This window comes from Alkalibacterium kapii (genome assembly GCF_007988865.1).
Taxonomy (GTDB): Bacteria; Bacillota; Bacilli; order Lactobacillales; family Carnobacteriaceae_A; genus Alkalibacterium; species Alkalibacterium kapii.
In genome coordinates, this window is record NZ_BJUY01000003.1 from 115,613 (window position 1) to 135,926 (window position 20,314).

Genomic DNA, 20,314 nt, shown 5'->3' on the forward strand with positions numbered 1-20,314 from the left:
AGTCGAAAAGAATGTCTGAAATGATAAAAATCGATGATGAAATGATCAATTTAGGTCAGTTTTTAAAACATGCCAATATTATATCAAGCGGGGGAATGGCTAAGCCTTTTCTTTTAGATTACAAAATATGGGTCAATGATGAGCGTGAAGACCGTCGCGGCAGAAAATTGTATCCTGGTGATACGGTCAAAATAGAAGAATTCGGAACATATACGATAACAACCTCTGCTGACGGAGAATAACTATGCTTTTAAAAGATATTTCTTTAAAAGGCTATAGAAATTACGAAAAAGCAGTTGTTACTTTCTCTAAGAATATCAATGTTTTTTTAGGTGAGAATGCTCAAGGTAAAACGAACATGATGGAGAGTATTTATGTTTTGGCCATGGCTCGGAGTCACCGAACGGCGAATGATAAAGAACTGATCGGCTGGGAACAGGATTTTGCTAAAGTGTCGGGCAACGTTATTACTGAAAAAACCTCTTATCCACTTGAAATCGTGTTGTCGAAAAAAGGAAAGAAAGCCAGACTGAATCATCTTGAGCAAAAAAAATTAAGCACTTATATCGGTCACTTGAATGTGATTTTATTTGCTCCGGAAGATTTAGCTTTAGTCAAAGGATCTCCATCAGTGAGACGCAAGTTTCTGGATATGGAAATGGGACAGATGAGTGCCATTTATCTGTATCATCTTGTGGAGTATCAAAAAATTCTGAAACAGCGTAACGTGTACTTGAAGCAGAATCGAAAAAATAAAAAAATAGATAAAACCTACTTATCTATACTGAATGAACAACTAGCGGCAGAAGGTGCTGAGGTACTTGCTGAACGCTTTTCTTTTGTTAAACGGCTGGAAAAATGGGCACAGCCCATTCACGCAGATATCAGTCAGGAAAAAGAAGAGCTGATTTTAGACTATGCTTCGTCTATAACTCTGCAGTCGAAAAAAGACAAAGATATGATAATGAAAAATTTACTTGAACACTATGAAAAAAATGAGCGTAGAGAAATGGAGCAGGGTACGACCCTTACAGGACCGCATCGAGACGATATAAAATTTTTTGTTAACGGTAAAAATGTGCAGACTTATGGTTCACAGGGACAACAGCGTACGACTGCCTTGAGTGTGAAGCTGGCTGAAATCGAGTTGATGAAAGAAATGACCGGAGAATACCCCGTGCTTCTTCTTGATGACGTATTAAGCGAGCTGGATGATGATCGTCAGACACATTTATTGAAGTCTATTCAAGATAAAGTACAGACTTTTCTGACAACAACAAGTTTAGATGGAGTGAAAAAAGAATTGCTCCATGATCCACGTATTTTCACCGTGATAAACGGGCAGATTGAAATGGAGAGTGAATAAAAGTGGCTGAAGATAAATTAACGCCGAGAGAAATTGAAGAATTGAGAGAAGAGTATAATGCAAGTCAGATTCAGGTACTGGAAGGATTGGAAGCAGTCAGAAAGCGACCGGGAATGTATATTGGAACCACAGGACCTGAAGGACTTCATCACCTGGTCTGGGAAATCGTTGACAACTCCATTGATGAAGCTATGGCAGGACATGCCGAAAATATCGATATCACTATTAAACCCGGGGATATTATTGAAGTAAGGGACGATGGGCGAGGTATACCGATCGATATCCAGGAAAAAACAGGGCGCCCTGCAGTTGAAACTGTCTTTACGATCCTCCATGCTGGTGGAAAATTCGGTGGAGGCGGTTATAAAGTATCGGGAGGCCTCCATGGAGTGGGTTCTTCTGTCGTCAATGCTCTCTCTGAATTCCTTGAAGTGGATGTATATAAAAACGGTAAGATCCACAACATGACGTTTGAACGCGGCGATGTTGTAAAAGAACTGCACGAAACCGGTGATACAGATAAATCAGGTACCGCGGTTCGTTTCAAGGCAGACGAAGAAATTTTCACTGAAACGACAAGCTATGATTTCAATAAACTGGCGACGCGCATACGTGAATTAGCTTTTTTGAATCGCGGGTTGGCCATTTCGATCGAAGATCAGCGTGGGGAAGAACCAGTGCGGTTGGAATATCAATATAATGGCGGAATAAAAAGTTACGTTGATTATTTGAATCAAAGCAAAACTGTTTTGTACGATGAGCCGATTTATCTGGAAGGAGAACAGGACGGTATCGCCGTCGAAGTTGCTCTGCAGCATACAGATGGTTATCACACCAATATTATGAGTTTTGCCAACAATATTCATACTTATGAAGGCGGGATGCATGAGTCGGGCTTTAAAACGGCTCTCACACGCATTATCAATGATTACGCCAAACGGAATAAATATTTAAAAGAAAATGAAGAGAATTTGAGTGGGGAAGACGCTAGAGAAGGACTGACGATCGTCTTGAGCATCAAACACCCCGATCCTCAATTTGAAGGGCAGACCAAGACGAAATTAGGAAACTCAGAAGTCAGAACGATCACAGACCGGCTGTTCAGTGAACACTTTAACCGTTTCCTGGTCGAAAATCCTCAGATCGGTAAAAAAATAATAGAAAAGGCCTTACTGGCTGCCAAAGCTCGTTTAGCAGCTAAAAGAGCCCGCGAAGTGACACGTAAAAAGAATGGACTGGAAATCAGTAATTTACCAGGAAAACTGGCGGATTGTTCTTCCAAAGATCCAGAAAAATCAGAAATTTTTATCGTTGAGGGTGACTCAGCTGGCGGATCGGCAAAACAAGGTCGTTCGCGCTTGTTTCAAGCTATTTTACCTATTCGAGGAAAGATTTTGAATGTTGAAAAGGCATCGATCGACCGTATTTTAGCGAATGAAGAGATACGCGCATTATTTACGGCCATGGGAACAGGTTTTGGAGAAGAATTCGAGATAGACAAAGCCAGATATCATAAACTGATAATCATGACAGATGCCGATGTCGATGGGGCACATATCAGGACCTTACTGCTGACTTTATTTTATCGTTTTATGCGACCTGTCGTCGAAGCAGGGTATGTGTATGTAGCGATGCCGCCTTTATATCAAATCAAACAAGGCAAAAAAGAAGTCTACGTGGATTCTGAGAAAGAATTGGAGGAACACCTTAAATCTATCCCAGCGTCACCTAAACCTTCTATACAGCGTTATAAAGGACTAGGTGAAATGGATGCAGAACAATTATGGGAAACAACCATGAATCCGGAAAACAGACGCTTACTTCAAGTAACCGTAGAAGACGCTATTGAAGCGGATTTGGTCTTTGATATGCTGATGGGCGAAAAAGTTGAACCCCGACGCGAATTCATCGAAGAAAATGCCCAATATGTAGAGAATATAGACATTTAATTTCAATTAATATAACTAAATAATAATCAAATAAGTTCAAAAGGTTATATAAACGTCTGAGGAGGAAAATACTTGGCTGAAGAAAAAGAAGCACGGCTGGAAAGAATAAATCTATCCAGCGAGATGAAAAAGTCTTTTTTAGACTATGCGATGAGTGTAATAGTTGCTCGTGCTTTACCTGACGTTCGAGACGGGTTAAAACCTGTACATCGTCGGATATTGTATGGAATGAACGAATTGGGAATGACACCGGATAAAGCTTTTAAAAAATCTGCTCGTATCGTCGGAGATGTCATGGGTAAGTATCACCCCCATGGTGACTCTGCTATTTATGAATCAATGGTGAGAATGTCTCAGGATTTCAGTTTCCGTAACCCGCTGATCGATGGGCACGGTAACTTTGGATCGATCGATGGAGACAGCGCTGCTGCCATGCGTTATACTGAAGCAAGAATGAGTAAGATGGCTTTAGAAATGCTGCGCGATATAAATAAAGATACTGTTGATTATCATGATAACTACGACGGATCAGAACGGGAGCCGGACGTCCTGCCGGCACGTTTCCCCAACCTGCTTGTGAATGGGGCATCAGGGATTGCGGTGGGAATGGCAACCAATATCCCTCCTCATAACTTGCGAGAAGTTATAAATGCCTGCCGTGTGATCATGGAAAATGAAGAAGCCACGGTTGCCGATTTGATGGAAGTCCTGCCGGGGCCTGATTTTCCAACAGGAGCTATGGTTTTAGGAAAATCAGGTATAAGGAAAGCTTATGAAACGGGTAGAGGATCCATAAAAATCAGAGCTAAAGTAAGAATCGAAGTTCAGCCAAACGGCAAAGAACGTATTATCGTGGATGAGATTCCTTACTTAGTCAATAAAGCTCGATTAGTGGAACGCATCGCAGACCTGGCCCGTGATAAGCGTATCGAAGGCATTACAGATTTAAATGATGAATCAGACAGAGATGGTCTCCGTGTAGTCATTGACGTCAGACGTGATGTTTCAGCAAGTATCGTTTTAAACAATTTATATAAAATGACTCCGCTGCAAACCTCTTTCGGCTTCAACATGCTCGCCATCGTGGATGGTGTACCGAAAACACTTGGTCTTAAAGAAATCTTAGTTGAATACCTTAAACATCAGCGCATCGTTATACGAAGAAGAACGGAATACGATAAACGAAAAGCAGAAGCACGCGCACACATTTTGGAAGGATTGCGTATCGCTCTGGATCATATCGATGAGATCATTTCGATCATCAGGGGATCCAACACAGCTGACATCGCTAAAAATGCCCTGATTGAGCGATTTGGCTTAAGTCAAAGGCAGTCACAAGCTATTTTAGATATGCGTATGGTTCGTCTGACTGGCCTGGAAAGAGATAAAATTGAAGGCGAGTATCAGGAACTGCTCGCCTTGATCAGTGATTTAGCTGATATTTTAGCCAATCCTCAACGTGTTCATGAAATTATCGCAACCGAGCTTGAAGAAATCGCAGAAAAACATGGCGATGATCGCCGGACGGAATTATTGGTTGGCGAGTCTTTAAGCCTTGAAGATGAAGACTTGATAGAAGAAGAAGAAATCGCGGTGACGCTTTCTCATAATGGTTATATGAAGCGCATGGCTATTACTGAATTCAAAGCGCAGCATCGAGGCGGCCGTGGTGTCAGAGGGATGACGACCAATACAGATGACTTTGTTGAAACACTGATCACCTGTTCCACTCATGATCAATTACTATTTTTCACTAATACAGGTAAAGTTTACAAGGCAAAAGGGTATGAGATTCCTGAGTATGGCAGAACGGCAAAAGGGATCCCTGCGATCAACTTCTTGGGGATCGATAATAATGAGAGTATACAGGCCATCATCAGTACAAGAGGAGAAACGAAAGCCTCGGATCACCTCTTCTTTACGACCCGAATGGGTACGGTGAAACGGACAGCTTTCAGTGAATTTGAAAATATTCGAACGAGTGGTCTAAGAGCCATCGTTCTTAAAGAAGATGATGAACTGATAAATGTTGCGGTCACAAACGGCTCCGATCACATCATTGTGGGCACCCGTCAAGGTTATGCTGTAAGTTTCCACGAAAAAGACGTAAGAAGTATGGGACGAGCAGCAGCAGGCGTTCGAGGAGTCCGTCTAAGAGAAGATGATTATGTTGTAGGTATGGATATTCTTGATCCTGATTCAGAGGTACTGGTAATCACTGAAAATGGTTACGGTAAACGGACACCTGCCAGTGATTATGCCATCAGGGGACGTGGCGGTAAAGGTGTCAAAACCATCAATATTACTGAAAAAAATGGACCCCTGGTCGGACTGAAAACTGTTCATGGAGAAGAGGATATCATGCTGATCACGACAAGTGGCGTCATTATCCGTTTCCATGCCAAAAACATTTCACAAACAGGGCGTGCGACCCAAGGCGTTAGACTGATGAGGCTGGAAGATGATATATTCGTATCAACACTAGCAAAAGTCGAACCTGAAGAAGAGGAATTGGAAGAAATTAATGATGTAGTGAATGAGAATGAAAATGATGAGACAGAAGAATAAGTTCATTACTTATATCTTATAGAAGAAAGGGCAGCTCTCTTTTTGGGCTGCTTTTTCTTATGAAATTCTAAAAGAATCCTTGTTTTTTACAGATGCACATGCTATAATATTTCGAAGTGAGTACTCTATTTAGAATACTCTCCTTGCTCTTTCACATGAAGGGGCCAAAGTCCATAAGGAGGTGACAGTCAACGATGAGTCAATCAGCTAAATACGAAATATTATACATTATCCGTCCTGATCTTGATGAAGAAGGTAAAAAAGCTTTAGTAGAACGCTTTGAAACTATCCTGAAAGATAATGGTGCTGAAGTAACTGAATCAAAAGACTGGGCGAAACGCCGTTTTGCATATGAAATTAAAGATTACCGCGAAGGAACTTATCGCTTAGTAAACTTGGAAACTTCAGATGCAACAGCTATCAATGAATTTGAACGCCTGGCACGTATCAATGACGATATTTTGCGTCATATGATCGTTCGTCTAGAAGACTAATGTTTCACGTGAAACATTAGAGTTGATTGTTTTTAAGAAAGGAGCAACCTTGATTGATTAATAATGTCGTACTAGTTGGACGTTTAACTAGAGATGCTGAACTTCGTTATACAGGTAGCGGGATTGCCGTTGCATCGTTTACTGTCGCTGTGGAACGTCCATACACTAACGCACAAGGTGAGAGAGAAACAGATTTCATTAATTGTGTGGCGTGGAGAAAAACAGCTGAGATTGTTTCCAACTATACCCGAAAAGGTTCATTAGTTGGAGTAACAGGTCGCATGCAAACACGAAACTATACAAATAACGAAGGCAGAAAAGTTTATATTACAGAAGTTGTATGTGAGAACTTCCAAATGCTTGAACCAAAATCAGTCACAGAAAGACGTGCACAAAATGACGGATCAAGTTCCAATTCTGGATTTTCTAACAATTCTTCCAGTAATAGAAATTATTCTCAGAACACCAATCAAGCTCCTAAGAACAACTCTAAAAACAATTATGCGAATTTCGATGAGGATCCATTCGATACAAATAATGATTCCATTGATATTTCCGATGACGATTTACCATTTTGATTCAAGAATAGAAGGAGGATTAAAACATGGCTGGACGTAAAGGTGGAAGAAAGCGCCGCAAGGTTGATTTTTTTGCAGCTAATCATATTGAATATATCGATTATAAAGATGTCGATTTACTGAAACGTTTCATTTCAGACAGAGGTAAAATTTTACCACGTCGTGTAACTGGAACTTATGCTAAAAACCAACGTAAATTAACGAAAGCAATCAAACGTGCTCGAATCATGGGCTTGTTGCCATTCGTTACTGAAGATTAAATAGTAGTTAGAAGCTGTGACAGAGAAACTGTTGCAGCTTTTTTTCTTTTAAATTGTTTCACGTGAAACATTTAAAAGAAAAAGCAAGTATAGAAGTAGCCTTGTAAACATGTTAAGATATAAGAAAACAGTTTTTAAAATGTCAATGCTAAGAGGAGAAAATATGAATAATAAGTCTCAGGAAGACAATCTTCCTAAATTACTGAATCATCCTTATTTGAAGCGTATGCTCTTATTTGCGATAGCTGTTCAGTTTATAATGACAGTGTTAAGTTTCTTTGCCTACCTTTGGCTGGGAGCTTTGATGCTGGTTTTGTTTTTCATTACTCTCGTGATCATATGGCAGTTCAGCAATAAATATAATGACGAACTAAATAGTTATATTCTTAATTTATCTTATCGGATTAAACGTGGACAGCAAGAAGCTTTGATCAAAATGCCTATGGGTATCATTCTACTTAACAACGAGAATCAAATTGAATGGATCAATCCTTACATGCAACTGCAGCTGCCGGCAGACCAACAGCTATTAGGAGAACCGATCAAAGAAGTGAATCAGGATTTGTCTGATTATTTTGAAAATGACAAAAGAGAAGAGTTTAATTCAGTGGAATGGTACGGCAAAATTTATAAAGTTTCATTGCAAAAAGATATCAATGCCTTGTATTTGTTAGATATAACAGAGTATGCAACAGTCACAGAGGAATATGAAAAGACACGTCCGGTCGTTGGCTGGTTATTTCTAGATAATTACGATGAGATCACTCAAGGTCTGGATGATAGAGGAATATCAGGTTTTGATAGTCTTTTAACGACCTATTTTTCTAATTGGGGCAAACAGCACGGCATTTTCTATAAGCGTATTTCAGATGACCGCTATTTTCTGCTTCTAGATAGAGAAGAGCTCAAACGTTTAGAAAATGATCGATTTAATATCATTGATAGTATCAGGGAGCGTACCTCCAAGCGTAACCTGCCGCTTACAATCAGCATGGGCTTGTCTTATGGTGATGCATCGTTTGATAAGCTGGCAGAACTTGCACAGAACAATCTTGATTTAGCTTTAGGCCGCGGCGGTGATCAGGCAATTGTCAAAGCCGTTGATGAAGAACCACGCTATTATGGCGGTAAAACCAACCCAATGGAAAAACGTACACGTGTCCGCTCACGTATGATCAGTCAGGCGATGCAAAAATTAATGAACGACAGTGATGCGATTTTCGTTATGGGACATAAAAACCCCGATATGGATTCCATCGGTTCATCTCTTGGTGTTGCCCGGATTGCTATGATGCTCAAAAAAGAAGTGTATGTCGTTATTGACGAAGACGACGTCAATAAAGATGTCGCTTTACTTTTGGAAAAAGTAAAAGAATATAAACAAGTGAAAGATAATCTTATTTCCTCAAAAGAAGCAGAACGAATAATCAACCCTGATGACCTTGTCATCTTAGTTGACCATCATAAGCCTGTTCTTTCCATTGCACCTAGTTTGCTGAGAAAGTCTAAACGTAATATGGTGATAGATCATCATAGACGTGGGGAAGAGTTTACTGAAAATCCATTGCTCGTTTACATCGAACCTTATGCATCATCGACTGCTGAATTGGTAACAGAACTTTTTGAATATGTTTCAACAGATGGCGAACCGATCAATAGGATCGAAGCCACTGCTATGCTTGGTGGTATCGTTGTAGATACGAATAACTTCAGTTTAAGAACGGGTTCTCGTACCTTTGATGCAGCCAGTTACCTTCAATCAGTAGGAGCCAATTCTACTATGATACAAAGGCTTTTAAAAGAAGATCCTGAGAATTATCTAAAACGCAGCCAGTTGATCCAAACGCTGGAATTCGTAATAGATGGTGTAGCTATCGCTCATGGAAGTAATGATGAAATATACCCCTCTGTTACAGCAGCACAAACAGCTGATACCATGCTCAGTATGTCTGGGGTTGAAGCTGCCTTTGTCGTAACACGACGATCAGAAGATACAGTGGGGATCAGTGCGAGAAGCTTAGGTAAAATCAATGTACAGACCATCATGGAAAAAATGGGTGGCGGTGGACATTTATCTAATGCCGCAACCCAGATCGACGATCGAAGTATTTCTGAAATAATAGAAGAATTAAAAGAAGTTATACATTCTCAATTAGATTAAAAAAGAGAGGGAGTTTAAACGATGGAAGTTATTCTATTAAAGGACGTTAAGGGAACAGGGAAAAAAGGCGAAGTGAAAAATGTTTCTGATGGCTATGCTAGAAACTTTTTAATAAAAAAGGGAATTGCAAAAGAAGCCACCTCATCAGCAAAAAAAGAACTGACAATGAAAAAGAAAGCACAAAAACGAGAAGAAAAAGAAATACTTGAAGAAGCAAAAAAAGAAAAAGAAATACTTGAAGAAAATCCAATTGAAATAAAAGAAAAAGCAGCCGAAGACGGGCGGCTGTTTGGATCAGTTACTACTAAGCAGATTGCAAAAGCTATCGAAAATCAATTAGGTATAAAAGTAGACAAAAGAAAAATCAACCAGACCATACCTATGCGTTCGCTGGGGACTCAGAAAATGGACGTAAAACTCCATAAAGACGTCCTAGCGGAAATCACTGTAAGAGTTCTGGCTAAAAATCAGTAGACGTAAATAAGAATATAGATAACACGGCTAGCGTGCTTTAAAGGGAGGAACGTTCCTGAAAGCCTGCTAGCTTTGTTTAATTGTTTCATGTGAAACAATTAAACGGGAATGCGTGTTCCCTTGTATACTTTCTATTTCAAAAAAGGTACAATATAGAAACACGGAAAGTTAGGAAAGGAAGTCAGAAAAATGGACACTATAGGTAATCGCCTCCCGCCACAGAACATAGAAGCTGAACAATCTGTCCTAGGATCGATCCTACTCGATCCCGAAGCTATTATTTTAGCCATGGAATACGTAGAAACCAATGATTTTTATCGTCGTGCACATCAACTTATTTTTCAATCTATGAATGAACTGAATGAAAAAAATGAAGCAATCGATGTCATCACAATAGCAAATAATCTGGAAGCAAAGAATCAGTTGGAAGATGTGGGCGGTACACCTTATTTAGCTGAATTAGCCACCACGGTACCAACAGCGACGAATGTGGCATATTATGCTAAGATCGTTGAGGAACGTGCTATACTTAGAAATCTGATCCAGACAGCAACTGAAATAGCCTCAAAAGGATATGAGGAAACGGACAACCTTCCCAATTTACTTGATGAAGCCGAGCGAAAAATACTGGAAGTATCTGAGAAGAAAAGTCGAAGTGGTTTTGTCGATATCGAAACGGTTCTGCGCAACACGATCAACAATATTGATGAGCTCTTTCAAAATGATGATGATATCACAGGGATTTCTACAGGATATAAGATGCTTGACCAGATGACAGCGGGGCTGCATGAAGATGAACTGATTATTCTGGCGGCTCGGCCGGGCGTGGGGAAAACAGCCTTCGCTTTAAACGTAGCTCAGAATATAGGGACAAAAACAGATGAGAATGTGGCTATTTTCAGTCTCGAGATGGGAGCTGAGCAACTCGTCAATCGTATGTTGTGTGCAGAAGGAACGATCAACGCGACACATCTGCGTACAGGGCAGCTGACTGAAGAAGAGTTCACGAAATTATTTGTTGCTATGGGAAGTTTATCTAAAGCGAATATTTATATTGATGATACACCAGGCATCCGGACAGCCGAAATACGGGCTAAATGTCGTAAATTAAAGCAGGAAAAAGGGGACCTTGGTCTGATAGTTATTGATTATCTTCAGCTGATCGAAGGAACTGGACGCGAAAGCCGTCAGCAGGAAGTGTCTGAAATCTCAAGACAACTTAAAAAACTGGCCAAAGAACTATCTGTACCTGTGATTGCCTTGTCTCAGCTATCACGTAGTGTGGAACAGCGACAGGATAAGCGACCCATTCTCAGTGATTTAAGAGAATCGGGTTCAATCGAACAAGATGCTGATATCGTAGCATTTCTATACAGGGAAGATTACTACCGTAGTGAAGACGACGATGAAGAAGAATCAGCAGATGAGAATGTGGTGGAAGTCATACTTGAAAAAAACCGTTCAGGTGCAAGAGGAACAATAAAATTGCTGTTCATTAAAGAATACAATAAATTTTCTTCATTATCTTACTATCCTGAAAGCGAAATACCAAGTTGAATAATTGAGAATGGCTGGGGCTTTTTAATGGGTCCCGGCTTTTTTGATTTAAAAATTTTTCTAGTATTCTGGTCGTATTTCTTTCTTAATTAATGAATGTACCTTGATATCGTACATTTATTCACTTCTGAGTGAAGGTTAAGAGTTTTTTTCGTTGACTTTTTAATTACTGGCGTATCTTTTTTTCTTTAGTTGATTAACTGGTATAATAAGGATACTTTTATATATCAGGGAGTGATGAACATGAATGAAGCGGTAAGCGATGGGGTCGATACCTATATCAATCCTTCTAAGAGATTCAAATCAACAGAGAAAAAGGAGATATTCAGAGAAATAATTGACGAAGTCGTTGACCAGACGGCATACAAATTGGATAAAGATGAAATCACAGCAGATATAGCAAAAAGAGAAGCGCTTAGTACAACAGGATTTGGTAATGGTTTAGCCATCCCCCACGGAAAATCAAGTCAGATACATAAACCCCTGGTGGTATTGATGAAAACAGACCAAGCATTGGAATGGGAAGCGCTGGATGAAAAACCTGTTTCGATCATTTTTCTGTTGATTATTCCCAAGGAAAAAGGAGAAACCATTCATTTGAAATTATTATCCCGATTATCTTATCATCTAATGGATAAAGACGTTCAAGATAAGGTGAAAAAAGCTGAAACAAAAAAACGTTTAAAAGAGATATTAAATGAGCTGTTGAACTAGAAAGGTGGAGATGGTAATGAAAATCGCAGCTGTTACAGCATGTGCCACAGGCGTTGCACATACATTCATGGCTAAACGTGCTCTGGAAAATGCAGCAGAAGAGCAGGGTCATGACATAAAAGTTGAAACACAGGGAGCAACGGGCATAGAAGATAAATTAACGAATAAAGATTTGCAGGAAGCCGATATCCTGATTATAGCTTCCGACATCAAATTAGCCGAAACTGAGCGGTTTCAAGGGATAAAAAAAGTAAATATTCCTGTTTCGGATGCAATCAAAAATTCAGCTGGTTTGATAAGGCAAATCGAAAAAAAATTAAATGAAGAGTGAGTGATAAGCCATGAAAAAATTTCAGCAAGCATTGATGACCGGTGTTTCATATATGTTGCCGCTTATTGTTTTTTCAGGTATGACGATAGCGTTAACAGGTATGATCAGCCAGTCAGTGAGCAGTGACATTGAATTTGTATCACTTTTAAATGGATTTGCCTGGACGATGATGAATATCATTCCTGCGATTTTTGCCGCTTACATGGCGTATGCAATAGGCGATAAAGCAGCGATCATTCCAGGCTTTATCGGTGGATATATAGCAGCACATCCTTTAGTGGAAAACACCTCGGCCAGTGGTTTTTTAGGGGCTATTCTAGCCGGTTTCCTGGCTGGCTATATCGTACTTGGTATGAGAAAAGTACCTATGCCCGAATTTTTGCGGTCTATTCATAAAACGCTGTTTATTCCTGTCCTGACGGGCTGGCTGCTTTACTTTGTTATGGCTTATCCGGTTGCGATTTTTGTAGGGGCTTTAAATGATTTCATTATAGATAACCTTATTCTTTTATCGCAGGAACCGCAATACGCCTTTTTGCTTGGGGCCATTTTAAGTGCAATGTGTGCCTTTGATATGGGAGGGCCTTTGAATAAAATAGCTATCACTTTTGTCTTTGCTGTATGGAACAACCCCAGTGGGATAGGTTTCGTTGTGAATGCAGCGGTATTCCCCGGAATCATGGTTCCGGCTTTATCTGTCGGGATCGCAGCTTTGCTGGCAAAAGATAAATATACGGAAGATGAGATAAAAATGGCACCTGCCTCCATTCTATCTGGGTTAGTGGGTATTACAGAAGCGACACTGCCATATGCCTTCAGAGACCCTATTCGTGTCATAGGATCAAATATTTTAGGCGCTGCAGTAGGCGGGGCATTAATGATGGGTTTTGGTATCTCTACTTCAGGTGTATCAGGCGTCTTTGGTTTACCGATGGCAAGCAATATACTCTTGTTTGTTATCTTTATCCTGGTAGGCACAGCTATTTCAGTTGGTGTTCAGATCGTCTGGAAAAAACCTGCTGCAGAAACACTATTTACTGAAAGTGACGAATTGGAATTTGATATAACTATGTAGGAATGCTAAAAAGGGCATCAAACGTTATCCATATCGTTTGATGCCCTTTTTTATTTTATTTTAATTGATCTGTATAATCCAAGTGTTCAAACGTTTCGGAATTACCGATCGCAACAATAAAGCTCCCAGGCTTTATTTTTTCCTCCGGCGGAACATTGATGGCGAGTTTGCCGTCTGGATCTGATTTCATACCGATCACGTTGATTTTATATTTTTTTCTTAAATCCATTTCTTTTAAGCTCCGTCCTATCCAGCGTTCAGGAGCATTGAACTCAATGATCGAATTTTCATCATCAAGGGTGATAACATCTAAAATATTATTGCGCATAATATTTCGGGCAACTTTATCACCCATTTCTTTTTCAGGGCGAACGATTTCATGTGCACCCATTTCCTGCATGATTTCCATATGGGTCCGATTTTTTGCTTTGGCAATAATACGCTTGATGCCTAATTTCTTGCAATTCATGATTGCCATGACGCTTGCTTCCAGATTCGAGCCGGTACCGATCACAACAACTTCGCAATTGGAAAAGCCAATACTTCTAAGTAATTCGATATCAGTAAAGTTCCCTTGTACAGCTTGAACCACGTATTCTTCGACACGATTCACATCAATTAAATCTTTATCAACGGCAATAACATCATAATGCTGTTCTCCCAGTTCTTTGGCAATGGTGGAACCAAATACACCAAGCCCCAAGACACCTATCGTTTTAACCAATAAAATCACTCCTAACCAATTAATATGTTTCCTGTTGCATAGCGAATATCCCGATATCTTCTATCTCTATTTCCTAAAGCTGTGAAGATGGTAATGGGTCCGATTCTGCCAATAAACATGCAGAACATAATAACCGTCTGACTGGGTCTGGATAGAGAAGCAGTCAAATCAGCAGATAGACCTACAGTACCAAAAGCGGAGACCGTTTCAAAAAAAAGATACTGCAATGGAATCTGTTCATCGAAAATAGTCATTAAAGCCAGGGCAAAGAAATTGAGTAGTATGAACATCACAACGATGACCAGAGCACGTTTGATAATATCCATTTCCAAAGTTCTTTTTTTATAGTTGACGTTTGTCACACCTTTGATTTCTGCTCCCATAAGTTTAACAACCAGGGCAACAGTAGAGGTTTTCGCTCCTCCTGCAGTCCCGCCGGGAGAACCACCGATAAACATAAAGACTGTAAAAGCAATCAGTGTGAACATGTGAAATTCAGAAAAATCCAGTGTGCTGAATCCAGCTGTTCTGAGTGTAACGGCTTGGAAGAAAATGGCTTGTATTTTACCTGAGAAGTCTAAAGATCCTAAGGTTTGGGGGTTATTCCATTCCGCTAAAGTAAAGATCACGACAGCTGAAACAATTAAACCCATCGACCATTTAATAACTAAACGTGTATGTAGCTTCAACTTCCGATACGTTCCTTTAAAATCGACCCAGCTTCTAGCTGTGCTGAACTGCTTAAAATGTTTAGCAACATCAAACCATACGGAAAAACCAATGCCCCCAAGAATAATTAATATTGGGACAACAATGTTTATCATAGGAGTATCAACAAAACTTTGTAAACTTACGGTTCCCAGATTATCAAAGCCGGCATTATTGAAGGCAGATATCGACAAAAAGATGGAGTTAAAGATGCCTGAAGCCCATCCAAAATGCGGTATGAATTTAAACATAAATAATATAGCTCCAATGGCTTCAAAAAGGGTCGTGTATTTAACAACATTGAGCAGGAAATGTCGGAAGCCTTTCATATCGCTGCGGTTTAAAGCCTGCTGTAATGTGATTTCTTCTCTCATGCTGACCTGACGGCCAAACTGCATTACGATGGCTGAAACGATCGTGATCAAACCTAGTCCGCCCAGCTTGATCAACACGAGAGTAATGATCTGACCATAGATATTATATGTTTCTGCTACTGGAACCGTAGCTAAACCAGTAACGGCAACCATGGAAATTGCTCCGAATAAATGGTCAAAGTAAGTTGCTTTTGATGACGCCAGCTGACTTACTGGTAAGGCGAGAAAGAAAGAGCCTAAAATAATGACAATTGCAAAACTGAAAATGATTTTTATAGGTATAGGCCAATTTGAAAAGTTACGTATTTTGTTAATCATAAAAACAACCTTTCACACATGAAAAAATTTTCTGATTTTAAAATCATAAGTAGATAAAGTTTACTTGATTACAGCTTTAAAAACAACCTAAGAACGTTGAAAATAAATCTTTTTCTGCTATGATAAATGGAGGTTCTAATGAAACCCCAACATCTGAAGGAGGCTCTTGATGTGAAGATAGTAATAGCTGGTGGAGGCAAGGTAGGAGAGACCTTATGTAGAGAACTCTCACTTGAAAATAACGATGTTGTGCTGATTGAAAAAAAGCAGTGGCGACTTGAACGCGTCATATCTAAAACAGATATCACAGGACTTGCCGGAAATGCTGCGAGCTATGAAACTCAAGTGGAGGCAGATGTTGGGGCATGTGATATTTTTATTGCTGTGACACCGGAAGACGAAATAAATATCATCGCTGCTATCATAGCTAAAAAACTGGGAGCAACCTACACGATCGCCAGAGTCAGAAATCCTGAATACGCCAATCATATGGGGTTCATGCGGGAAGGTCTAGGGATCACCATGATGATCAATCCGGAACTTGAAGCCGCCAAGGATATCGCAAAAGTAATAAGATATCCAGAAGCATTGAGTGTGGAACAATTTGCAAATGGACGTGTGAATATTGTAGAGATAAATGTGTCAGAAAACAGTCAACTGGCTCATACTTACCTGTCTGAATTCAGACATAAATTTGATAATGTCAACTTTTGTGCCATCTCTCGAGATGATTTTGTTTTTATTCCAAGTGGTGATACTAAAATCGAAGAAAATGATCACATTTTTGTAACAGGTGGAAAGAAGGACTTGACTAAGCTTTATCGTAAATGTGGACTGGAACAGAGGAAACTACGCTCAGCTTTGATTGTAGGCGGGGGGAGAGTTGCCCATTATCTTATTGATATGCTTTCTGAAATGCGTATGGAAATCAAAGTTATCGAATCAAATCATCGCGCCGCAAAAGAATTAAGTTACCAGTATCCGCGGGTGGTTGTCATAGAAGGAGACGGAACAGATCAGGAGTTTTTGAAAGAAGAAAGGATCGAGCTCTATGATACAGCCATCAGTTTGACTGGTGTAGATGAGGAGAACATACTGATTTCCCTGTATGCTCTAAATCAGGGAGCCAAAAAAGTCATTACAAAAGTAAGCCGTACAGATTTACTGAAATTACTTGATAATGCGGGTCTGCAGTCTATTATCACGCCCAAAAGACTGATAGCTAATGAAATCATACGTTTCGTGCGCTCACTTAACTCGGATGATGGGTCGAACGTTGAAGCATTATTCAGAATTGCTGATAATCAGGTCGAAGCGATTCAATTCAGAGTGCCGGAAAATTCCAGAGTCACACATCAGTGCATCCAGGATTTGAATATGAAAAACAATTTGCTGATCGCTTATATCGTCAGAAACAATGAACTGATCTTCCCGAGTGGAAAAGACAGAATCGAGTCTGGAGATCAAGTCATCATAACAACGACAATCAAATCACTGGAGAATGTTGAAGATATTTTAGTATAGGATGGGGTTATTTGAATAAAAAAATGGTTGCTTACACTTTAGGGAGACTGCTTCAAATCGAAGCAGTACTTTTAGCCATTCCCTTGATCGTGAGCCTTTTATATAGAGAACCCTTAAGGTATGCAGCAAGCTTTTTAGTTATTGCTCTGCTTACCGGGGGTATTGGATACATGTTCACAAAAAAAATACCCAGAATAAAAACCTTTTATGCGAAAGAAGGGTTTGTCATTGTGTCCTTATCCTGGATACTGCTTTCTTTCTTTGGCGCTTTACCTTTTGTACTGAATGGGGACATACCTTCGCTGGTCGATGCTTTCTTTGAAACGGCAAGCGGGTTTACGACCACTGGAGCCAGTATTTTGACGGATGTTGAAGCGTTAGCTCATTCAAGTCTCTTCTGGCGCAGTTTTACACATCTTATTGGCGGGATGGGAGTACTGGTATTTGCTCTGGCTGTGCTTCCGCAGATGGAATCTGAAACAGTACATATCATGAAAGCAGAAGTGCCCGGACCGACGTTTGGAAAAATCGTTTCCCGGATCTCTCATTCTGCACGTATACTTTATTATATGTATTTAATATTTACAGCAGTTGTTATCGTCCTGCTCATCATAGCAGGCATGCCGGTCTTTGATTCGTTCATTCATGCTTTCGGTGCGGCTGGTACGGGTGGTTTTGGGATGAAAAATGGAAGCATCGCCCCGTATGACAGCGTCTGGATCGAAGTCATTCTGGGTGCAGGTATGCTTGTCTTTGGTACAAACTTCAATTTGTACTTCCTGATTTTCACTCGTCATATTAAAGAGGCACTGAAAAGTGAAGAACTGAAATGGTATTTAGGCTTCATCACAGGTGCCATTGCTCTTATCACTATGCAGCTGACTTTTTCCAGTGAAACATACCATAACGGCTTAGAAGCATTAAGACACAGTTTTTTCAGTGTCATTTCTTTGATGACAACGACTGGCTTTTCTACAGACAACTTCAATAACTGGCCATTGTTTTCTCAAATGATTTTGATTCTTCTTATGTTTGTCGGTGGAATGGCAGGGTCTACAGGTGGAGGAATGAAGGTATCAAGGATAGTTATTTTAATTAAAACAGCCTTCTCTGAACTAAAACGGAATGCTTATCCAAACCGTATCGTGAGTATGCACTTTGAAGATAAACCAGTAGAGGGCGGGATGATAAAAGCCATTGCCAATTATTTAATTGTTTATGTGGGGATTTTTGTCCTGCTGCTTTTGATCATCAGTTTTCAGCTGGATGATTTTACGTCTGCGTTTACTACAGTAGCAGCTACATTAAATAACATTGGTCCAGGACTGGGGATGGTAGGACCTGACTCATCCTACGCCTTTTTCAACCCCTTCAACAAATTGATACTCTCCATTACCATGATCATGGGACGACTTGAGATATTTCCTATTCTGATATTATTTTCACCAGGAATATGGAGAAAACGAGCATGACAAGAATGCACCAGACTGGCTGTAAAGCTGCTGTCTGGTGCGTTTTAAGCTGTTATTTTTGTAAAAGCCTACTGCACACTGTAAAATTATAAGATACAGTGCGCTGAGAAAGCTGTATTAAAAGCGGAGGGAGAAAGAAAAAATGAACGGAACTATGATGCAGTATTTTGAATGGGATTTGCCCAATGACGGAAAACATTGGCAGCGTTTGAAAGAGGATGCAAAACATTTAAAAGAAATCGGGATCACTTCTGTCTGGATTCCTCCATGTTACAAAGGCGTAGGACAAAATGATGTAGGCTATGGAGTTTATGATTTATATGATTTAGGAGAATTTGATCAGAATGGCACCGTCCGTACTAAATACGGAACAAAAAAGGAATTGCTTGAAGCGATTGAAGCATTGCACAAGAATGGCATTCAAGTGTATGCTGATGTCGTACTGAACCATAAAGGCGGCGCAGATGAAACGGAAGTTTTTGAAGCCACACCTGTCAATGAAGAGAACCGGCATGAAGCAATAGGTGATACACGGGAAATAAAAGCATGGACTTACTTTGATTTTCCTGGAAGAAATGGAAAGTATTCAGACTTCAAATGGCATTGGTATCATTTTACAGGCGTTTCCAATGATGAAAAAACTGGGGAGCAGGGTATTTTTAGGATTGAAGGAGAAGGTAAAGGCTGGGCTCCGGATGAGAACGTCTCGACTGAATTCGGCAATTTTGATTATTTGATGTTTGCAGATATCGACTATAATCATCCGGAAGTTATCGAAGAAACCAGGAAATGGATCCACTGGTTTATTAAAGAAACGAATATTGACGGAATCCGGCTGGATGCTGTTAAGCATATCGATAGCGTATTCATGAAAAATCTGATTGAAGATGTGAGAGACACTTACGGAGAAGATTTCTTTTTCGTAGCGGAATACTGGCACCAGCGTTATAAGTTACTTGAGGATTATCTCGAGGAACATGACTATGCCATTTCAATGATGGATGTACGTTTCCATTATGCATTGCATGAAGCAAGTAAACAGCGCAGTTCTTTTGATCTTAGACGTCTTTTAGATGGTACCCTTTATAAATCAAATGCAAAACAGGCGGTCACTTTTGTGGAAAATCATGATTCCCAACCAGGCCAGTCGCTGGAATCTTACGTTGAACCATGGTTTAAACCACTTGCTTACGGATTCATCCTGTTAACGTCCTATGGTTACCCCTGCGTTTTCTATAGCGATTATCATGGTTACAGCGGTGATGTAGACTACCAGGGCTGTCAGCATGAGATCGACAAGCTGCTTTATGCCCGTCATGAATATGCATATGGCGAGCAGAATAACTATCTGGATCACAGCAATTGTATTGGTTTTACCCGAATGGGCGATGAGGAGCATCCTGATGGGTGTGCAGTCATCATGTCTAATGGAGACGAAGGTTTCAAAAAAATGTATGTCGGAGAGCTTCATGCCCGGGATACCTACATCGATTTGATGAAAAATCGTGAAGAAGAAATAACTATCGATGAAAAAGGAGAGGCAACCTTCACTGTGAATGCTGAATCACTTTCTGTGTGGATAAAGAAAAGATAGGAATCGCTAACAGCAGTTGCAGTTGTCAAACCTTTTATCGTTAAAACGGCAAGGTACATTTATATAAAAAATT

Annotated in this window: 18 protein-coding genes; 16 read left to right on the plus strand and 2 right to left on the minus strand. The window is 40.0% G+C overall.

The genetic code is table 11. The features are described from left to right. Positions 1-11 precede the first annotated feature (11 nt). From yaaA to AKA01nite_RS02290, 13 genes are all read left to right on the plus strand, one after another. The gene (yaaA, locus tag AKA01nite_RS02230) at positions 12-242 is read left to right on the plus strand and encodes a S4 domain-containing protein YaaA (protein WP_146923377.1); all 231 of its coding nucleotides are present in this window, start codon (positions 12-14) and stop codon (positions 240-242) included. Positions 243-244: 2 nt separating this feature from the next. After that, positions 245-1,366, plus strand: a complete 1,122-nt coding sequence (recF, locus tag AKA01nite_RS02235) for a DNA replication/repair protein RecF (RefSeq protein WP_146923379.1) — start codon at positions 245-247, stop codon at positions 1,364-1,366. A gap of 32 nt (positions 1,367-1,398) precedes the next feature. Beyond that, positions 1,399-3,315, plus strand: a complete 1,917-nt coding sequence (gene gyrB, locus AKA01nite_RS02240) for a DNA topoisomerase (ATP-hydrolyzing) subunit B (protein WP_222592467.1) — start codon at positions 1,399-1,401, stop codon at positions 3,313-3,315. 72 nt (positions 3,316-3,387) lie between these two features. Further along, positions 3,388-5,883: a DNA gyrase subunit A gene (gene gyrA / locus AKA01nite_RS02245; RefSeq protein WP_146923383.1), complete on the plus strand. Its 2,496-nt coding sequence runs from the start codon at positions 3,388-3,390 to the stop codon at positions 5,881-5,883. A 194-nt stretch (positions 5,884-6,077) separates the two neighbouring features. Then, entirely contained in the window at positions 6,078-6,377 is a 300-nt protein-coding gene (rpsF, locus tag AKA01nite_RS02250; RefSeq protein ID WP_146923385.1) for a 30S ribosomal protein S6, read from the plus strand. 53 nt (positions 6,378-6,430) lie between these two features. Then, positions 6,431-6,955 (plus strand): single-stranded DNA-binding protein, encoded by a 525-nt coding sequence (ssb, locus tag AKA01nite_RS02255; protein WP_146923387.1) that lies wholly within the window; start codon positions 6,431-6,433, stop codon positions 6,953-6,955. A 26-nt stretch (positions 6,956-6,981) separates the two neighbouring features. Continuing rightward, positions 6,982-7,215, plus strand: coding sequence for a 30S ribosomal protein S18 (gene rpsR, locus AKA01nite_RS02260; RefSeq protein WP_146923389.1), 234 nt, complete (start codon positions 6,982-6,984; stop codon positions 7,213-7,215). A gap of 163 nt (positions 7,216-7,378) precedes the next feature. Then, positions 7,379-9,376, plus strand: a complete 1,998-nt coding sequence (locus AKA01nite_RS02265) for a DHH family phosphoesterase (protein ID WP_146923391.1) — start codon at positions 7,379-7,381, stop codon at positions 9,374-9,376. 21 nt (positions 9,377-9,397) lie between these two features. Then, positions 9,398-9,850, plus strand: coding sequence for a 50S ribosomal protein L9 (gene rplI, locus AKA01nite_RS02270; protein WP_146923392.1), 453 nt, complete (start codon positions 9,398-9,400; stop codon positions 9,848-9,850). A gap of 189 nt (positions 9,851-10,039) precedes the next feature. Beyond that, complete coding sequence (gene dnaB, locus AKA01nite_RS02275) at positions 10,040-11,407, plus strand: replicative DNA helicase (RefSeq protein ID WP_146923395.1); 1,368 nt, start codon at positions 10,040-10,042, stop codon at positions 11,405-11,407. 243 nt (positions 11,408-11,650) lie between these two features. After that, positions 11,651-12,121 (plus strand): PTS sugar transporter subunit IIA, encoded by a 471-nt coding sequence (locus AKA01nite_RS02280; protein WP_186805059.1) that lies wholly within the window; start codon positions 11,651-11,653, stop codon positions 12,119-12,121. A 16-nt stretch (positions 12,122-12,137) separates the two neighbouring features. Further along, complete coding sequence (locus AKA01nite_RS02285) at positions 12,138-12,452, plus strand: PTS fructose transporter subunit IIB (protein ID WP_146923399.1); 315 nt, start codon at positions 12,138-12,140, stop codon at positions 12,450-12,452. 10 nt (positions 12,453-12,462) lie between these two features. After that, a complete protein-coding gene (locus tag AKA01nite_RS02290; RefSeq protein WP_146923401.1) occupies positions 12,463-13,527 on the plus strand; it encodes a PTS fructose transporter subunit IIC in 1,065 nt (354 codons plus the stop codon). Positions 13,528-13,582: 55 nt separating this feature from the next. Here AKA01nite_RS02290 and AKA01nite_RS02295 read toward each other — a convergent pair whose 3' ends face one another. Together AKA01nite_RS02295 and AKA01nite_RS02300 are read right to left on the minus strand one after the other, a co-directional pair. Further along, a complete protein-coding gene (locus AKA01nite_RS02295; RefSeq protein ID WP_246116963.1) occupies positions 13,583-14,260 on the minus strand; it encodes a potassium channel family protein in 678 nt (225 codons plus the stop codon). Between the two features lie 2 nt (positions 14,261-14,262). Next, positions 14,263-15,651, minus strand: coding sequence for a TrkH family potassium uptake protein (locus AKA01nite_RS02300; RefSeq protein ID WP_146923403.1), 1,389 nt, complete (start codon positions 15,649-15,651; stop codon positions 14,263-14,265). A gap of 171 nt (positions 15,652-15,822) precedes the next feature. On the opposite strand from AKA01nite_RS02300, the gene trkA reads away from it, so the two are divergent. The 3 genes from trkA to AKA01nite_RS02315 all read left to right on the plus strand — a co-directional run bounded on the left by trkA (position 15,823) and on the right by AKA01nite_RS02315 (position 20,241). Then, positions 15,823-17,175: a Trk system potassium transporter TrkA gene (trkA, locus tag AKA01nite_RS02305; RefSeq protein ID WP_146923405.1), complete on the plus strand. Its 1,353-nt coding sequence runs from the start codon at positions 15,823-15,825 to the stop codon at positions 17,173-17,175. A gap of 11 nt (positions 17,176-17,186) precedes the next feature. Then, positions 17,187-18,647, plus strand: a complete 1,461-nt coding sequence (locus AKA01nite_RS02310) for a TrkH family potassium uptake protein (RefSeq protein ID WP_146923407.1) — start codon at positions 17,187-17,189, stop codon at positions 18,645-18,647. A 142-nt stretch (positions 18,648-18,789) separates the two neighbouring features. Further along, positions 18,790-20,241, plus strand: a complete 1,452-nt coding sequence (locus AKA01nite_RS02315; RefSeq protein WP_146923409.1) for an alpha-amylase — start codon at positions 18,790-18,792, stop codon at positions 20,239-20,241. The last annotated feature ends 73 nt before the right edge of the window (positions 20,242-20,314 follow it).